We start from the raw sequence: 16,254 nt of genomic DNA on the forward strand, positions 1-16,254 counted from the left end.
GAGAACAACACCTCATACATGGAGAGACTGATGAAACGACATCTGCTGAGCGCCGCGGCGCTGGTCCTGGTGGCCTCGCTGGCCCAGGCTGAGAACGCGGGCGCCGCCAAGAGCGGCGCCAAGGCGGCGCCCCTGGCGGCGGGCATCGCGCTGGAATACGTGGAACCGAGCGTGCGTCCGCAGGACGATTTCTTCCAGCACCTGAACGGCAAATGGCTCAAGACGGTCGAGATCCCGGCCGACAAGTCGACCTGGGGCGCCTTCCACCAGCTGCGCGACGACACCCTGCCGCAGCTGCGCGCCATCATCGAGCGCACCGCGGCCCAGCGCGCCGCGCCGGGCACCGAAGTGCAGAAGATCGGCGACTTCTACGCCAGCTACATGGACGAGGCCCGCCTCGAGCAGCTGGGCATCAGCCCCCTGAATGGCGAGCTGGCGAAGATCGCCGCCGTCAAGGACAAGGCCGAACTGCCGGCCATGTTCGCGCACCTGAACCGCCTGGGCGTGAACGTGCCCTTCGTGTTCTACATCCACCAGGACGCCAAGGATTCGACCAAGTACGTGGCCGACCTCTACCAGGCCGGCCTGGGCATGCCGGACCGCGACTACTACCTGAAGCAGGACGATGCCAAGCTGGCCGACATCCGCGCCAAGTACCAGGGCTATGTCGAGAAGATGCTGTCCATGGCCGGCAACAAGAACGCCGCCGCCGACGCCAAGGCTATCGTCGAGCTCGAGACCGAGCTGGCCAAGGTGCAGTGGACCAAGGTCGAGAACCGCGACCCGATCAAGACCTATAACAAGGTCGAACTGGCCAAGCTGGCCGAGCTGGCGCCGGGCTACGACTGGAATGCGTGGCTGGCCGCGTCCGGCCTGAAGGGCAAGGCTTCCTACCTGATCGTCAGCCAGCCGAGCTACCTGAAGGGCTTCGCCGAGGTCCTGAACCGCGTGCCGCTCGAGACCTGGAAGACCTACCTGCAGCTGCACCTGGTGAGCGGCTACGCCAACTACCTGTCGAAGGACTTCGTCGACACCCGCTTCGCCTTCAACGGCACCGTGCTGGCCGGCATTCCGCAACTGGAACCGCGCTGGAAGCGCGGCGTCTCGACCCTCGAGACCGGCCTGGGCGACGCCGTGGGCAAGCTGTACGTGAAGGAGCACTTCCCGGCCGAGCGCAAGGCGCGCATGGAAGTGTTGGTGAAGAACCTGCTGGCCGCCTACAAGCAGTCGATCGACACCCTCGACTGGATGAGCCCGGCGACCAAGAAGGAAGCCCAGGCCAAGCTGGCCAAGTTCACGCCGAAGATCGGTTACCCGAGCAAGTGGAAGGACTATTCGGCGCTGACCGTCAAGCGTGACGACCTGGTCGGCAACGTGATGCGTTCGCGCGAAGTGGAATACAACCGCGAGCTGAACAAGCTGGGCAAGCCGATCGACCGCGAGGAATGGGGCATGACGCCGCAGACCGTGAACGCCTACTACAACCCGGAACTGAACGAGATCGTGTTCCCGGCCGCGATCCTGCAGCCGCCTTTCTTCGACGCCAAGGCCGACGACGCGGTGAATTACGGCGGCATCGGCGCCGTGATCGGCCACGAGATCAGCCACGGCTTCGACGACCAGGGTTCGCAGTACGACGGCGACGGCAACATGCGCAACTGGTGGACCGAGGAGGACAGCAAGAAGTTCGCCGAGAAGACCAAGGTCTTGATCCAGCAGTACGCCTCCTACAGCCCGCTCCCTGGCTACAACGTGAACGGCGAGCTGACCCTGGGCGAGAACATCGGCGACAACTCGGGCCTGGCGATCGCCTACAAGGCCTACAAGCTTTCGCTCAAGGGCAAGAAGGCGCCGGTGATCAACGGCTTGAGCGGCGACCAGCGCTTCTACATGGGCTGGGGCCAGGTGTGGCGCACCAAGATGCGCGAGCCGGCGCAGATCGCCCAGATCAAGACCGACCCGCACTCGCCGGGCCAGTTCCGCGCCAACGGCACGCTGAAGAACCAGCCGGGCTTCTACGAAGCCTTCGGCGTGAAGGAAGGCGACAAGATGTACCTGGCGCCGAAGGATCGTGTGATCATCTGGTAATGCGGCGCATGCGCCAGGCTAAACCCTGGCCTTAGCAATAGCACGTCGTTCCCGGCACTGCCGGAAACGACTCCCCGCGGAGGCGGGGACCCAAGTTCTGTTTGCGTGATAGTAGCGCATGCAAACTTGGGTCCCCGCCTCCGCGGGGACGACGTTTTTATGCCAAGGGTCGACCTTGATGCACTGACGGCGGATGCTTACAGGTTCGACTCGTAGGCACCGATATCGATGGCCCCGACCACCGGCCGGGTCACCCCTGAGGCCCGGTGCCGATACACCGCCCCCGGCTTCAGGCCCACGCCGCTGGGCGCGTAGCCCGGCGCCGTGCCGGCGTTGACGACCAGCGGATTGGCGGTCGGCCGCAGGTCCCAGTTGGCGCGGTCGACGAAGCCCGGCGCCAGCGAACGGTAGTTGGTCTTCTCGACCGCCCCCACCTGGTTGGTCACGCTGCCCGTGCCGCCGAAGATGTTGTTCTGCAGGAGCACCTTCTTGCTCACCCCGGACCCCACCATCACGAAGGTGCCGCGTGCGCTGTCGTCGTTCAGGAAAGTATTGTTGACCACGTAGAGCTCGTGGCCGGGATTGCTCGCGCCTTCCTCGCCATAGGCCACCAGGGCCGGATTGTTGTGGCTGGCCGGCTGGTGGATCACATTGCCGATCAGGTAGGAGGTGCCGGCGTTCGGCAGGTCGATCTCGTAGCTCGGCTTGCCGGCGGCGGTGCTGTCGGTCTGGCCCGGCGCGGTGCTCGAGAAGCGGTTGTAGGCGATCAGGTTGACCAGGGCGCGCGACTTCAGGTTGTGGCCGACGTGCGCGTCGTGCGAGTAGTTGTAGCGGAAGGTGAGGCTGCCGGCCTTGCCGATGTAGAGGTTGTGGGTGTACCCGGTGCCATAGCCGTTATGGCCGAACTCGCTGTACTCGATGATGATGTTGCTGGCCGTGTTCACCCCGCTCAGGATGCCGTTCTCGTTATCGTGGAGGAAGGCCGAGCGCAGGGTGAAGTTGGTGCCCTCCAGGCGCAGCGCGGCGCCGTTCTGGTCCGGCACCTTCGCGCCGAACATTTCGACGTTTTCGATCACGATATCGCTGCCCTGGACTACCCAGGTGCCCTTGCCGAGCGCGTTGCGGCCGGCGGCGTCGATTTTCGGCCGGCCGTTGACGCCGCGGATCGTCAGCCTGTTCCTGGTGATGGCGCACACGTCGCCGCTGTAGGTGGTGTTGCCGGTGATTTCGATGAGGTCGCCGTCTGCCGCGGCGGCGAAGGCGCGGCAAGGCGTGGCATAGGGCTTGCCGGGGCCGACCTGGAGGGTGGCGGCCGAGGCCGGCAGCGCCAGCGCCAGGGCGGCCAGCGCCAGCGGGCTGCGGGGAAGGGAAGTGAATCGGATAGGCATGGGTTGTCCTTATGAAGCCGGTCAAGATTGTGTCTTTCGCAAAACACGCGCGAAACAATTTGAACAGGATAACCCGTGCAGACCCGAAATGGAAACGCGGCGCCGTGCGTCGCTGCCACGCGACACAGGGCATCGGGGCGTAATGCTTCAAGACTGCAACAATGTTGCCTATGGCATAATCTTTACAGACGTCCTGGCCGCTTCCCCATCCTTTCGGTGCCCACCCCATGCGCAACTCATCCAAACACTCCCGTCGACGCCGCAGCGGCATGCGCCGCTTCCTCGGCGTGGGCCTGGCCGGCCTGGCGCTGACGGCCATCGGTGGCGGCGTGCTCCTGTACTACCTCGACGACTATGGCATCACGCCGCGCTCGCTGGGCCCCTATGTCGAGCGGCGCGGCGACGGGCACAGTCCGCTGGTCGAGAAGATCGGCGCGACCGCGAACCGCTGGCTGGTGAGCATGGACCGCGGCGAGCTTCCGCTGCGTGCCCAGGCCTGGAGCGGCGCCGTCGGCATGCAGGAAACCGGCGTCCGCGTCCCGGGCCGGCCGGCGGGGCAGGGCGTGCTGGTCGCCGACAGCGAGGGCTTGCGGCGCGCCATCGGCGCCGCCCTGCCGGGCCAGGTCATCACCATCCTGCCGGGCCGCTACCGGATCGAGCGCGAGATGTACGTCGGGCGCCCCGGCGCCGAGGATGCGCCCATCGTGGTGCGGGCCGACGTGCCGGGCAGCGTCCACCTCGAGATGGCCACGGGGGAAGGCTTCAAGATCGCCGCGCCCTACTGGCGCTTCGAGAACCTGGTGCTGCAGGGCGTCTGCGCGAGCGGCTGCGATCACGCCTTCCACGTGGCAGGGAAGGGCCACCACTTCGCCGCCGTCAACAACCTGATGGTCGACTTCAATGCCCACGTCAAGGTCAACGCCGAAGGCGGACGCCCGCCCGACCATGGCCTGCTGCTGTCGAACACCCTGCGCAACGAGAGCGTGCGCGCCACCGCCAGCGCGGTGACGCCGGTCGACCTGGTGGCGGCCAGCCACTGGGTGATCCGGCACAACCTGGTCAGCGACTTCATCAAGGGCGGCGGCGACCGCATCAGCTACGGCATGTTCGCCAAGGGCGGCGGCGGCCACAACCTGATGGAGCAGAACGTGGTGCTGTGCGAGGACCGCCTGCGCGGCCTGCCGGGCCAGCGCGTCGGTCTCTCGCTCGGCGGCGGCGGCACCGGCGCCGGTTTTTGCCGCGACGGCAAGTGCATCACGGAGCAGGAAGACAGCATCCTGCGCGCCAACCTGATCGCCTCCTGCTCGGATGACGGCATCTACCTGAACGCGGCCGCGCGCAGCAAGCTGGTGCACAACACCCTGGTCGACACCGGCGGCGTCACGGTGCGCTACCCCACCAGCAGCGCCACGCTCGACGGCAACCTGGTGGACGGCATCATCCGCAGCCGCGACAACGGCATCCTGCACCTGGGCGAGAACCGGGTCTCGTCGGTGGCGCGCCTGTTCGCCGGCATGCACCCGCAGCGCGCGCTGTTCCGCGACCCGCTCGGTTTCGATTTCCGCTGGCGCGAGCCGGCCGAACGCCGCGCCAGCGCGGGAGAAGCGGCGCCCGACCTGTGCGGGGCGCAGCCCGCCGGCCATCCCCGCTTCGGCGCCTTCGAAGACTTCAGCGCCTGCCTAAAATAAAAAAAGCCCGATGGATACCATCGGGCTGGTGCGTGAGGGAGCGGCGTCTTACTTGGACGCGGCCACCATGAAATCGACAGCGGCCTTTACGTCGGCATCGGAGGCGGTCGAGCCGCCCTTCGGCGGCATCACGCCGGCCTTGCCCTGGAAGCCCTTGATCGCGTGTTCGTAGAGCACGGCGTCGCCCTGCTTGATGCGCGCGGCCCAGGCGGCCTTGTCGCCGACTTTCGGCGCACCGGCGATGCCGGCGCCGTGGCAGGCCACGCAGGCGGCATTGTAGGTGGCCTTGCCGGCGTCGGCGCTGGCGACGGCGGGGGCAGCGGCCGGGGCCGGTGCGGCTGGCGCGGCCGCTGCCGGAGCCGCTGCCGGTGCGGCGGCGACAGGTGCGGCGGCGGCCGGAGCGGCGGCGCCCGCCTCGGCAGGTGCGGCGGCAGTGGCGGCGGCCGGGGCAGGGGCGGCCGGCTCCTTGAAGCTCGCGCCGCTCTTGTTGGTCATGAACACGACGGCGCGCGCCACCTCGAGGTCGTCGAGATCCGGATTGCCGCCTTTGGCCGGCATCGCGCGGATGCCTTCGATCGCATGCTTGAGCAGGGTTTCATAGCCCTGGGCCAGGCGGGCGCCCCAGGCTGCGTTGTCGCCGGTCTTGGGAGCGCCGGCCGCGCCGCTGTCGTGGCAGGCGGCGCACACGGCCGCGTAGACGGCGGAACCGGCCTGCAGCACCTTGGGCGCGTTGGCATCCACGAGCGTGAACCCCGCCTCGGCCACCGGACGCACCCGGGCCGCCACGGCTTCCGCACTCTGGCTGTCGGTGCCGGCGCCGGTCAGGCGCTCGTTGGTGGCAAAGATAACCAGCAGAATGATGCCGATGACGATGACGAGGAAGAATGCAGTAACCGCGGCGATCAGCTGCTTCGGCGTGCGGATCATCGATTGGTGTTCATTGTGTGCGTCGCTCATGATTTCCTTAATACGATTAAAAAAACCTGCCAACCCGGCGCTTGCATGATTCCGCACTTTTCATGCCAAAGTGCAAATGCCGCCAAACGGCCGATTATAGTCTCAAAGCTGCCGTACTGTAACGAAAATTCGGCCGCTGGCGTGCCGTGGACCATGGACGCGCGGCAGGAAAGACTGTATCCTTCGCACACTCGTTGTTTCCCCCTACGCGGCTGTAGCTCAGTGGATAGAGTATTGGCCTCCGAAGCCAAGGGTCGTGGGTTCGATCCCCGCCAGCCGCGCCACCGATAGTCCCCCCTTCGCAGTTCTGTTTCCCGACAACATACGCACGCCGGCGCATTCGCGTCGAAGTTTGCGCATTCGCGTATTCCCCCCTGCCATCCTCTGTGCGCGCTCAAGACCCGAGCACGATTCAATTACGCAACAAACTTGTTTTTTAGAAAATGCTAATATTGCATCACTGGTACTGCTGAGCCGCGGCGCTGAACGTGGCTGGCAAACCACGGAATTTTGTTGGTTAGAAGGATAACGGAACGAAATTTACCCAGCGGTGCCAATAAGGCGGCAACCACCTGTAGCATTGTCACTCTACCGACATAAACCGTAAAAAAATGGTAACAATAGAGGCGTATCGTTGTTACTATTTGACAAACAGGTGACCCCTTTATTGAGCGCGGCTGAGCAACCGTGCTATAGTAAAGTTAGCACAATAGCAAAACTCAATTCTTGAACGGAACCCGATAATGAAAGCAGATGAAGTCGTCGCGGTAGTAGGACTGGGGTATGTCGGCTTGCCGCTGGCAGTGGAATACGGCAAAAAAGGACGGACCATCGGCTTCGACCTGTCCAGCGCCAAGATCGAGAACTACAAGAATTTCATCGACCCGACCGGCGAAGTCTCGACCGAGCAGCTGAAGGCGTCGCGCCACCTCGAAGTGACCACCGACCCGGCCATGCTGGCCCAGGCGGACTACATCATCGTCGCCGTGCCCACCCCGGTCGACATCGCCCACAACCCCGACTTCACGCCCCTGATCGGCGCCAGCAAGTCGGTCGGCAAGAACATGAAGCGCGGCGCCATCGTCGTCTACGAATCCACCGTCTACCCGGGCGCCACCGAAGAGGTCTGCATCCCGATCCTGGAGCGCGAATCCGGCCTCAAGTGGAAAGAAGACTTCCACGTCGGCTTCTCGCCCGAGCGCATCAACCCGGGCGACAAGGAACACACCCTGACCACCATCCTCAAGGTCGTCTCCGGCGACGACGAGGAATCGCTCGAGCGCATCGCCAAGCTGTACGAGCACGTGGTCACCGCCGGCGTCTACCGCGCCTCCAGCATCAAGGTGGCCGAGGCCGCGAAGGTGATCGAGAACACCCAGCGCGACCTGAACATCGCCCTGATGAACGAACTGGCGATCATCTTCGACAAGGTCGGCATCGACACCCTCGAAGTCCTGAAGGCGGCCGGCACCAAGTGGAACTTCCTGCCCTTCCGTCCGGGCCTGGTCGGCGGCCACTGCATCGGCGTCGATCCCTACTACCTGACCCACAAGGCCGAGATGATCGGCTACCACCCGCAGGTCATCCTCGCGGGCCGCCGCATCAACGACGGCATGGCCAAGTTCGTGGCCGAGAAGACCGTCAAGTCGATGATCTCCTCGGGCTTCCACGTCAAGGGCTCGAAGATCAACGTGATCGGCCTGACCTTCAAGGAAAACTGCCCCGATCTGCGCAACTCCAAGGTCGCCGACATCGTGCATGAACTCGAGTCCTATGGCTGCGAGGTGCACGTCTACGACCCGGTGGCGGACGCCGACGAGGCCAAGCACGAATACAACATCAAGCTGGAAAGCTGGGAGTCGCTGCCGAAGGCCGACGCCGTGGTGGTTGCCGTGCCGCACAAGGAAGTGCTGGCCCGTCCGCTGACCGACTTCCAGGACAAGCTGAACCCGTCGGGCTGCTTCATCGACGTCAAGTCGCAGTTCGAACCGAAACACCTGCGCGAAGCCGGCTACTGCGTCTGGCGCCTGTAAGCTTCGTGCCGCCGGGCGCGCCGTCTGGCGCCTGCCCGGTTCGATGGGCCCGCCTTGGGGGGAGGGTCCGGATTACTTAGAAAGACAATAAGGTGAACAAGATCGAAGACATCCAGGGGCAGCTGCGCACGCAGTGCCATCACTGGCTGGTAACTGGCGCCGCAGGTTTCATCGGTTCCAATCTGGTCGAGGCCCTGCTCAAGCTGGGGCAGCGCGTCACCGGCCTCGATAACTTCGCGACCGGCCACCGCCACAACCTGGACCAGGTGCGCGAGGCCGTGGGCGACGCGGCCTGGGAGCGCTTCCACTTCATCGAAGGCGACATCCGCAACCTGGACGACTGCCGCCGCGCCTGCGAAGGCGCCGACTACGTCCTGCACCAGGCCGCGCTGGGCTCGGTGCCGCGCTCGATCGCCGATCCTATCCTGACCAACGAGGCCAACATCAGCGGCTTCGTCAACATGCTGGTGGCCGCGCGCGACGCCAAGGTGCGCCGCTTCGTCTACGCCGCCTCGAGCTCGACCTACGGCGACCATCCGGCCCTGCCCAAGGTCGAGGACCAGATCGGCAAGCCGCTGTCGCCCTATGCGGTGACCAAGTACGTCAACGAACTGTATGCGGACGTGTTCGCCCGCTGCTACGGCCTGGAGTCGGTCGGCCTGCGCTACTTCAACGTGTTCGGCCCGCGCCAGGATCCGAACGGCGCCTACGCCGCCGTGATCCCGCAATGGGTCGCCGCCCTGATCCGCAACCAGCCGCTCAAGATCAACGGCGACGGCGAGACCAGCCGCGACTTCTGCTACATCGACAACGTGGTCCAGGCCAACCTGCTGGCCGCCACCGCCGGTCCGGACGCCGCCAACCAGGTCTACAACGTCGCCCTGAACGACCGCACCTCGCTCAACCAGCTGCACGCGATGATGGTCGAACTGCTGGCGCCGCGCTTCCCGCACGTGAGCGCGCACCGTCCCGACCACGTCGACTTCCGGCCGGGCGACGTGCGCCATTCGCAGGCCGATATTTCCAAAGCGCAGCGCCTGCTCGGCTATGCGCCAACCCACCGCCTGGACCAGGGCCTGAAGCAGGCGATGGACTGGTATGTCAGTCATCTGGTCTGACCGTGAGCTTTTCTAGTCGATAAGAACAGAGCAATAAAAACAGAGCAATAAGAACAGAGAGAAATTCCGGAGGCTATCGTGCTCAGAATCGCCAACCACTACGTATCCAAGATCGTGTTCGTCCTGCTCTTCGTCGAAGCGCTGGTGCTGCTGGGCGCCGTCTACCTCGGCGCGACGATCCGCTTCGTGGAAGTCGGCGAGAGCAGCGCGGCCGTGCCGCACCTCGAGTACTTCTTCACCTCGGCGATCGCCTTCGCCGCCGCCATGCTGTTCAGCATGAGCGCGATGGGCATGTACCAGCTCGACGTCGACGAGGGCGTGCGCCATCCGCTCCTGATGAAGCTGATGCCCTCCTTCGTGATGGGCTTCGTGATCCTGACCCTGGTGTTCTACCTGGCGCCGGAACTGTATTTCGGCCGCGGCGTGCTGCTGCTGACCTTCGGCGTGGCCGCGGTCGGCATCCTGGCCGCGCGCTACGTCGTGCTCAAGAGTTCGGAAGCGGCGGTGCTGCGCACCCGCATCCTGTTCCTGGGCAGCGGCCCGCTGGCGCGCGAGTGCAGCGACCTGGCCACCCGCGCCAACCGCTATCACAAGTACGACATCGCCGGTTTCATCCCGGTGGCCACCGAGGAACTGTGCGTCGACCCGGCCAAGGTCATGAAGGGCGCCGATTCGAGCGGCCTGTCCAAGCTGGTGCGCCAGTACAACGTCGACGAGATCGTGGTCTCGGTGCTGAACCGCCGCGGCGGCTTCCCGATCAAGGAACTGCTCGACTGCAAGCTGCAGGGCGTGAAGGTGACCGACGCCGCCACCTTCTTCGAGCGCGAAACCTGCCAGATCCGGGTCGATTCGCTGCAGCCGTCCTGGCTGGTGTTCGGCGGCGGCTTCGACCAGAGCTTCGTGCGCATGTTCATGAAGCGCGCCTTCGACCTCGGTTGCAGCCTGGCGCTGCTGGCGCTTACCTTCCCGATCCTGCTGCTGGGCATGCTGGCCGTGTGGCTGGAAGACCGCGGCCCGGCCTTCTACGCCCAGGAGCGGGTCGGCCGTGACGGCAAGACCTTCCGCGTGCTCAAGCTGCGCAGCATGCGCATCGACGCCGAGAAGGGTGGCAAGCCGCAATGGGCTGCCCAGAACGATCCGCGCATCACCCGCGTCGGCAACTTCATGCGCAAGACCCGCATCGACGAGCTGCCCCAGATCCTCAACGTGCTCAAGGGCGAGATGAGCTTCGTCGGTCCGCGCCCCGAGCGTCCCTACTTCGTCGAGCAGCTGATCGAGGTAGTCCCGTACTACAACGTGCGCCACTCGATCAAACCGGGCATCACCGGCTGGGCCCAGGTGCGCTACGGCTACGGTTCCTCGGCCGAGGACGCGCTGCAGAAGCTGCAGTACGACCTCTACTACGTCAAGAACAACAGCCTGTTCCTCGACGTGCTGATCCTGATCGACACCCTCAAGGTGGTGCTGTTCCGCAGCGGCCGCTGATGCCGCCTGCGCCCCGCCGGGTGCGCATGGCGCCCGTCCCACGAATGGATGAAGCCTGTTGAACTCGATCATCACGTTCAGTTACCTGGTCGCCGCGGTCGGCTTCGTCCTGCTGGGCGCGGCCTGGCTGACCAGCTGGCGCGGGCGACGCTACCGCGCCGTCCTGTCCGCGGCCTGCCTGCTGAGCGCGGGCTGGGCCGCCGCCGTCGGCTACCACGCCCACCAGGAAATATCGGTGTCGCTGGCCGCCGACCTGCTCGAGATCCTGCGTAACGCCGCCTGGTCGCTGTTCCTGGTCGCCCTGCTCGGGCGCCACCGCGAACCCTCCCACGGACTCCCTTTCGGGCTGAGCCGCAAGGTCGCCGCCGCCGGGGTCGGCTATCTGCTGTTCCTGGCGCTCACCGTCTACGGCTGGTGGGGCGGCTATGTCTTCGAAGGCATCGGCCAGGTTTCCTCGATGAGCCTGCGCCTGGGCTGGTCGGTGTTCGGCATGCTGCTGGTCGAGCAGGTGTACCGCAACAAGCCTGAGCAGGAGCGCTGGGCAATCAAGTTCGCCTGCCTGGGCATCGGCGGCATGTTCGCCTATGACTTTTACATGTACAGCGACGCGCTGCTGTTCCGTGGCATCAATCCCGACATCTGGGCCGCCCGCGGCGCCATCAATGCGCTCACCGTGCCCCTGATCGGCATCTCCATGGCCCGCAGCGCTTCCTGGAACACCGGGCTGGCCCTGTCGCGCCGCGTGATGTTCCACTCCGCGGCCCTGTTCGGTTCGGCGCTCTATCTGCTGGCCATGGGCCTGGCCGGTTACGCGCTGCGCTTCTTCGGCGGCAGCTGGGGCAACCTGATGCAGGTGGCCTTCCTGTTCGCCGCCCTCATGCTGCTGCTCGGGATCCTGTTCTCCGGCACCTTCCGCTCCTGGCTCAAGGTCTTCATCAGCAAGCACTTCTATACCTACAACTACGACTACCGGGAGGAATGGCTGCGCTTCACCCGCACCCTGTCGGAACCGGGCCCGGGACTGGGCGAGCGCGCCATCCAGGCCATCGCTACCCTGGTGGAAAGCCCGGGCGGCAGCCTGTGGATGCGGCGCGAGGGGCATGCCTACGAACCGGTCGCCCACTGGCACGCGGCGCCGCAGCAGGCGCGCGAGGAGGCCGGCTCGGCCTTCTGCCGCTATCTTGGAGAATCGCACTGGGTGGTCGACCTGGCGGAAGCGGCGCGCGACCCGGACAAGTATCCCGGCCTGGTGCTGCCTGACTGGCTGCGCCAGCAGCCCAGGGCCTGGCTGGTGGTGCCCATGGTGATGCACGGCGGCCTGGCCGGCTTCGTGGTCCTGCAGCAGTCGCGCAGCCCGGTGATCCTGAACTGGGAAGTGATCGACCTGCTCAAGATCGCCGGCGTGCAGGCCGCCAGCTACCTGGCCCAGCAGGAAGCGGCCGACGCCCTGCTGGTGGCGCGCCAGTTCGAGTCCTTCAACCGGATGTCGACCTTCGTCGTGCACGACCTCAAGAACCTGGTATCGCAGCTCTCGCTGATGGTCGCGAATGCGGAAAAGCATCGCGACAATCCCGAATTCCAGCGCGACATGGTCGAGACCGTCGAGCTGTCGGTCGAAAAGATGAAGCTGATGCTGCAGAAGCTGGGCCGCAGCGCCAACATGGAACGCCCGGCGCCGCTGTCGGTCGAGGAGGTGGTGCGGCAGGCGATCAGCAACAAGCGCGGCTTCGAGCCACGCCCGGCGCTGCAGGTGCGCGCCACCGGCCTGCGCGTGCTGGCCGACCGCGAGCGCCTCGAGCGGGTGCTGGGCCACCTGGTGCAGAACGCGATCGAAGCCACCCCGCGCGACGGCCGGGTCACCATCGAGGTCGGCCAGCGCGACGGCCAGGCCCTGGTCTCGATCCGCGACACCGGCGTTGGGATGGACGAGGAGTTCATCCGCGAGCGCCTGTTCCGGCCCTTCGAATCGACCAAGGCGGCGGGCATGGGCATCGGCGCTTTCGAGAGCCGCGAATACATCCACGAACTGGGCGGGCGGCTGGAAGTCAGCAGCACGCCCCAGGTCGGCACCACTTTCGACGTATTATTGCCGCTGCACGAAGGGCAGGCAGCGGAGGTCGCGCCGCGCGCCGCGGCAGGAGAATTGTCTTGACTCAGAATAAACCGAAACTGCTCATCATCGAAGACGACGTGGGCCTGCAAAAGCAGCTGCGCTGGAGCCTCGACGCCTACGAGGTGGTGGTGGCCGGCGACCGCGAGAGCGCGCTGGCCCTGCTGCGCCGCCACGAGCCGGCGGTGGTCACCATGGACCTCGGCCTGCCGCCCGATCCGGACGGCGCCACCGAAGGGCTGGCGACCCTGCAGGGCATCCTGGCGCTGGCGCCGGACACCAAGGTCATCGTCCTGACCGGCAACCAGGACCACGCCAACGCGGTCAAGGCGATCGGCATGGGCGCCTACGATTTCCACCAGAAGCCCTGCGACCAGGAAGTGCTGAACCTGGTGGTGCAGCGCGCCTTCTTCCTGCATGCCCTGCAGCAGGAAAACCGGCGCATGCTCCAGAGCCAGGCCGACTCCCCGATGTCGGGCGTGATCAGCCGCGATCCCGGCATGCTCAAGGTCTGCCGCAACATCGAGAAGGTCGCGCCGACCTCGGCCTCGGTGATGCTGCTGGGCGAATCGGGCACCGGCAAGGAAGTGCTGGCGCGCGCCCTGCACCAGCTCAGCCCGCGCGCCGGCCAGCGCTTCATGGCGATCAATTGCGCGGCGATCCCCGAGAATTTGCTGGAAAGCGAGCTGTTCGGCTACGAGAAGGGCGCCTTCACCGGCGCCGCCAAGCAGACCAAGGGCAAGGTCGAGCTGGCGCACGGCGGCACCTTCTTCCTGGACGAGGTCGGCGACCTGCCGATGGCCCTGCAGGCCAAGCTGCTGCGTTTCCTGCAGGAGCGGGTGGTCGAGCGCATCGGCGGCCACGAGGAGATCCCGGTCGACGTGCGCGTGATCTGCGCGACCCACCGCAACCTCAAGGAGCTGGCCCAGAGTGGGCGTTTCCGCGAGGACTTGTACTACCGCCTGTCCGAGATCGTGGTCACGATCCCGCCGCTGCATGCCCGCAACGGCGACGCCGCCCTGCTGGCCCACCACTTCAAGAACAAGTTCTGCGCCCAGGAATCGCGCCCGAGCCTGCATTTTTCGCCCGAGGCCCTGGCCGCGATCGAGGGCTATGGCTGGCCGGGCAATGTGCGCGAGCTGGAGAACTGCATCAAGCGCGCCGTGATCATGGCCGACGGCGCCACCATCCAGGCCGAGGACCTGGGTATCGACGTCGAGGCCGAGGAGCAGCCGATCAACCTGCGCCAGATCCGCGACGAGGCCGAGTACAAGGCCCTGGTCAAGGCGCTGGCGCGCGCCGACGGCAATATCGTCAAGGCCTCGGAAGCGCTCGGGATCAGCCGCCCCACCATGTACGACCTGATGGCGCGCCATGCGATCAAGGTCAACAACGCCTGAGGCCGACCTTGCCCTGCGCGAACCCGAACCCGGCCCCGGTCCCGACCCTTCGTTGAGCACTCGGCCGGCGCCGCCGGCGCGCCACGCCGCGGCGGCCCGGGTGCTGCTGGCGGCCATGACCTGGTTCATCGTCTACGGTTCGCTGTTTCCCTTCGATTTCGAGGACGCGCCGCGTCCGCTGTCCAGCTTCCTGGGGGAGGCTGACCTGTTCGCCAACCGCGCGGACGCGATCGACAACCTGGTGCTGTTCGTCCCCTTCGGCATCGCGCTGCAGGCCAGTTTCGCGCGCGTCCGCGCGCGCCTGCTGGGCGCGGGGCTGGGCCTGCTGGTGCTGGGCGTGGGCATCCAGCTGGCCCAGCTCTACCTGCCCAGCCGCACCGCCTCGCTGTCGGACGTCGCCTGGAACGCCGCCGGGATGGCGGCCGGCATGCTGCTGGCCGCGCGCATCCGCGCCCAGCTGGCAAACCAGATGGCCGGGCAGGCAGGCGAGCACGACAACTTCCTCCTGTTGCTGGTGGTGGTCTGGGTCTGCTACGAATCCTTTCCCTTCCTGCCCACCCTCGATGTCGGCCTGTTGCGCGCCCACGCCAGGCCGGCTGTGTTCGCGCCGCCCTTCGAGCTGGCGCGCTTGCTGCAGCACGCGGCGGCGGCCTGCGTGGCGGGCTGCGCGGTGATGCGGGCCGGCTGGCTGCGCCGTCCGGTGCGCGGCCTGGTCCTGCTCGGCGCGCTGGTGCTGCTGCTGGAGGTGGCGGTGCCCTATGGCGCGCTGCGGCGCGAGACCCTGCTCGGGATCGTGCTTGGACTGGTGGGCGGCTGGTTCCTGGCCGGCCTGGGGGGGCGGCGCGCGGCGGCGCTGGTGCTGCCGCTGGCGCTGGCCATGCTGCTGTATACGGTGCTGACGCCTTATCGCGGACAGTGGCGGGGAGGGGAGTTCACCTTGATTCCCTTTTCGCGCTTCCTGTGGCACAGCGCCCTGGGTGTGCTGCCGCCGACCGCCTTCGAGGCGCTCGCCGTCGGCGCCCTGCTGTGGAGCGGCCTGCGCCTGGGCCGCGGTCCGGCGCTCGGCTGGTGCCTGCTGGTCCTGATCGGGGTAGGGATGCTGGAAGTGCTGCGCGTGGCGCTCGTCGCCTACCAGGGCGACACCACGGTGCTGGCGCTGGCGCTGCTGCTGGCGCCTTGTGCGGCGGCCATGCGGCCGCATCCGCGGAGGGAGAGGCGCCGGCCAGGACTGGCGCCGGCCTCTCCCTGAGCCGGCGCGGACTTACTGGGTGGCCTTGGTGGCGGGCTCGACGCCGGTGTTGGCGGCCGCCTTGCGCGCCGCGTCGGCGTCCGGCGCATCCGCTTCCTCTTTCGCCGGCGCCGGCTCCACCCATTTGCCGGCCTTGACCAGCTGGTTCTTCAGGCCCGGCAGCGGGTAGCCCTGTTCGTAGGCCTTGTGGGCGTGCGCCAGCGCGCGCGCGAAGTCGGCTTTCTTCATATAGGCCAGGCCGGCGTTGTAATTGATCATGGCGTTATCGGGGTCGAGTTCGATCGCCTTGCGGTACTGGACGAGCGCCTGGTCGATCTTGCCGAGATTGAACAGGTAGGAACCATAGGTGCTGTTGACGACCGCATCGTCGGGCGCGAAGCGTTCCGCGCGCAGGAAATAGCATTCCACCGGCCACTTGGTTTGATTGATCATCAAGGCCTTGTCGCGCAGGGCGATGCGCGCCAGCGTGGCCAGGGCACGGTGATGGTTGGGTGAGGCGCGCAGAGTGTAGTCCAGGTCCCCGCCGACTTCATGTGCGGTGGCGCCGCGTACTCCGGCTTCGACCGCTTCGGTGAAGTGCGCCCGCTCGACAATCTGGAGCTTGGGCTTGTCGGTCCGGTAGTCGTAGGGACCGTAGTGGTTCGCCAGCTCGCCGCAGTACTCGCGCGCGCCGGCCGGGGCGGCAAGCCCCAGGGCGGCGGCCGCGATAGCCAGTGCAATCGTCTTCATGGTCTGTGC

11 protein-coding genes and 1 tRNA gene are annotated in these 16,254 nt (G+C 66.4%); 9 read left to right on the forward strand and 3 right to left on the reverse strand.

Annotated features, from left to right (window positions below; genetic code table 11):
• Positions 1-30: 30 nt before the first annotated feature.
• On the forward strand, positions 31-2,088 hold the full coding sequence (locus tag B0920_RS24165) for a M13 family metallopeptidase (RefSeq protein ID WP_078035241.1): 2,058 nt from the start codon (positions 31-33) through the stop codon (positions 2,086-2,088).
• A 197-nt stretch (positions 2,089-2,285) separates the two neighbouring features.
• Here B0920_RS24165 and B0920_RS24170 read toward each other — a convergent pair whose 3' ends face one another.
• Positions 2,286-3,476, reverse strand: a complete 1,191-nt coding sequence (locus B0920_RS24170) for a hypothetical protein (RefSeq protein WP_229456844.1) — start codon at positions 3,474-3,476, stop codon at positions 2,286-2,288.
• A gap of 269 nt (positions 3,477-3,745) precedes the next feature.
• On the opposite strand from B0920_RS24170, the gene B0920_RS24175 reads away from it, so the two are divergent.
• Positions 3,746-5,164, forward strand: a complete 1,419-nt coding sequence (locus B0920_RS24175) for a hypothetical protein (protein ID WP_078035242.1) — start codon at positions 3,746-3,748, stop codon at positions 5,162-5,164.
• Between the two features lie 48 nt (positions 5,165-5,212).
• Here B0920_RS24175 and B0920_RS24180 read toward each other — a convergent pair whose 3' ends face one another.
• Complete coding sequence (locus B0920_RS24180; protein WP_078035243.1) at positions 5,213-6,121, reverse strand: cytochrome c5 family protein; 909 nt, start codon at positions 6,119-6,121, stop codon at positions 5,213-5,215.
• A 208-nt stretch (positions 6,122-6,329) separates the two neighbouring features.
• On the opposite strand from B0920_RS24180, the gene B0920_RS24185 reads away from it, so the two are divergent.
• From B0920_RS24185 to B0920_RS24215, 7 genes are all read left to right on the forward strand, one after another.
• Positions 6,330-6,405 (forward strand) — tRNA-Arg (locus B0920_RS24185).
• 459 nt (positions 6,406-6,864) lie between these two features.
• Positions 6,865-8,154: a nucleotide sugar dehydrogenase gene (locus tag B0920_RS24190; protein WP_078035244.1), complete on the forward strand. Its 1,290-nt coding sequence runs from the start codon at positions 6,865-6,867 to the stop codon at positions 8,152-8,154.
• A 92-nt stretch (positions 8,155-8,246) separates the two neighbouring features.
• On the forward strand, positions 8,247-9,272 hold the full coding sequence (locus B0920_RS24195; RefSeq protein ID WP_078035245.1) for an SDR family oxidoreductase: 1,026 nt from the start codon (positions 8,247-8,249) through the stop codon (positions 9,270-9,272).
• A 78-nt stretch (positions 9,273-9,350) separates the two neighbouring features.
• Positions 9,351-10,757, forward strand: coding sequence for a TIGR03013 family XrtA/PEP-CTERM system glycosyltransferase (locus B0920_RS24200; protein WP_078035246.1), 1,407 nt, complete (start codon positions 9,351-9,353; stop codon positions 10,755-10,757).
• Between the two features lie 58 nt (positions 10,758-10,815).
• The gene (gene prsK / locus B0920_RS24205) at positions 10,816-12,909 is read left to right on the forward strand and encodes an XrtA/PEP-CTERM system histidine kinase PrsK (RefSeq protein WP_078035247.1); all 2,094 of its coding nucleotides are present in this window, start codon (positions 10,816-10,818) and stop codon (positions 12,907-12,909) included.
• Positions 12,906-14,267: a PEP-CTERM-box response regulator transcription factor gene (prsR, locus tag B0920_RS24210; protein WP_078035248.1), complete on the forward strand. Its 1,362-nt coding sequence runs from the start codon at positions 12,906-12,908 to the stop codon at positions 14,265-14,267. The genes prsK and prsR overlap by 4 nt, the downstream gene beginning before the upstream one ends.
• 52 nt (positions 14,268-14,319) lie before the next feature.
• Positions 14,320-15,516: a VanZ family protein gene (locus B0920_RS24215; protein ID WP_179119281.1), complete on the forward strand. Its 1,197-nt coding sequence runs from the start codon at positions 14,320-14,322 to the stop codon at positions 15,514-15,516.
• Between the two features lie 12 nt (positions 15,517-15,528).
• On the opposite strand, the gene B0920_RS24220 is transcribed toward B0920_RS24215, so the two are convergent.
• Positions 15,529-16,245 (reverse strand): tetratricopeptide repeat protein, encoded by a 717-nt coding sequence (locus B0920_RS24220; RefSeq protein WP_078035250.1) that lies wholly within the window; start codon positions 16,243-16,245, stop codon positions 15,529-15,531.
• Positions 16,246-16,254: the final 9 nt, after the last annotated feature.

Origin of the sequence: Massilia sp. KIM (assembly GCF_002007115.1) — a bacterium.
GTDB lineage: Bacteria > Pseudomonadota > Gammaproteobacteria > Burkholderiales > Burkholderiaceae_D > Telluria.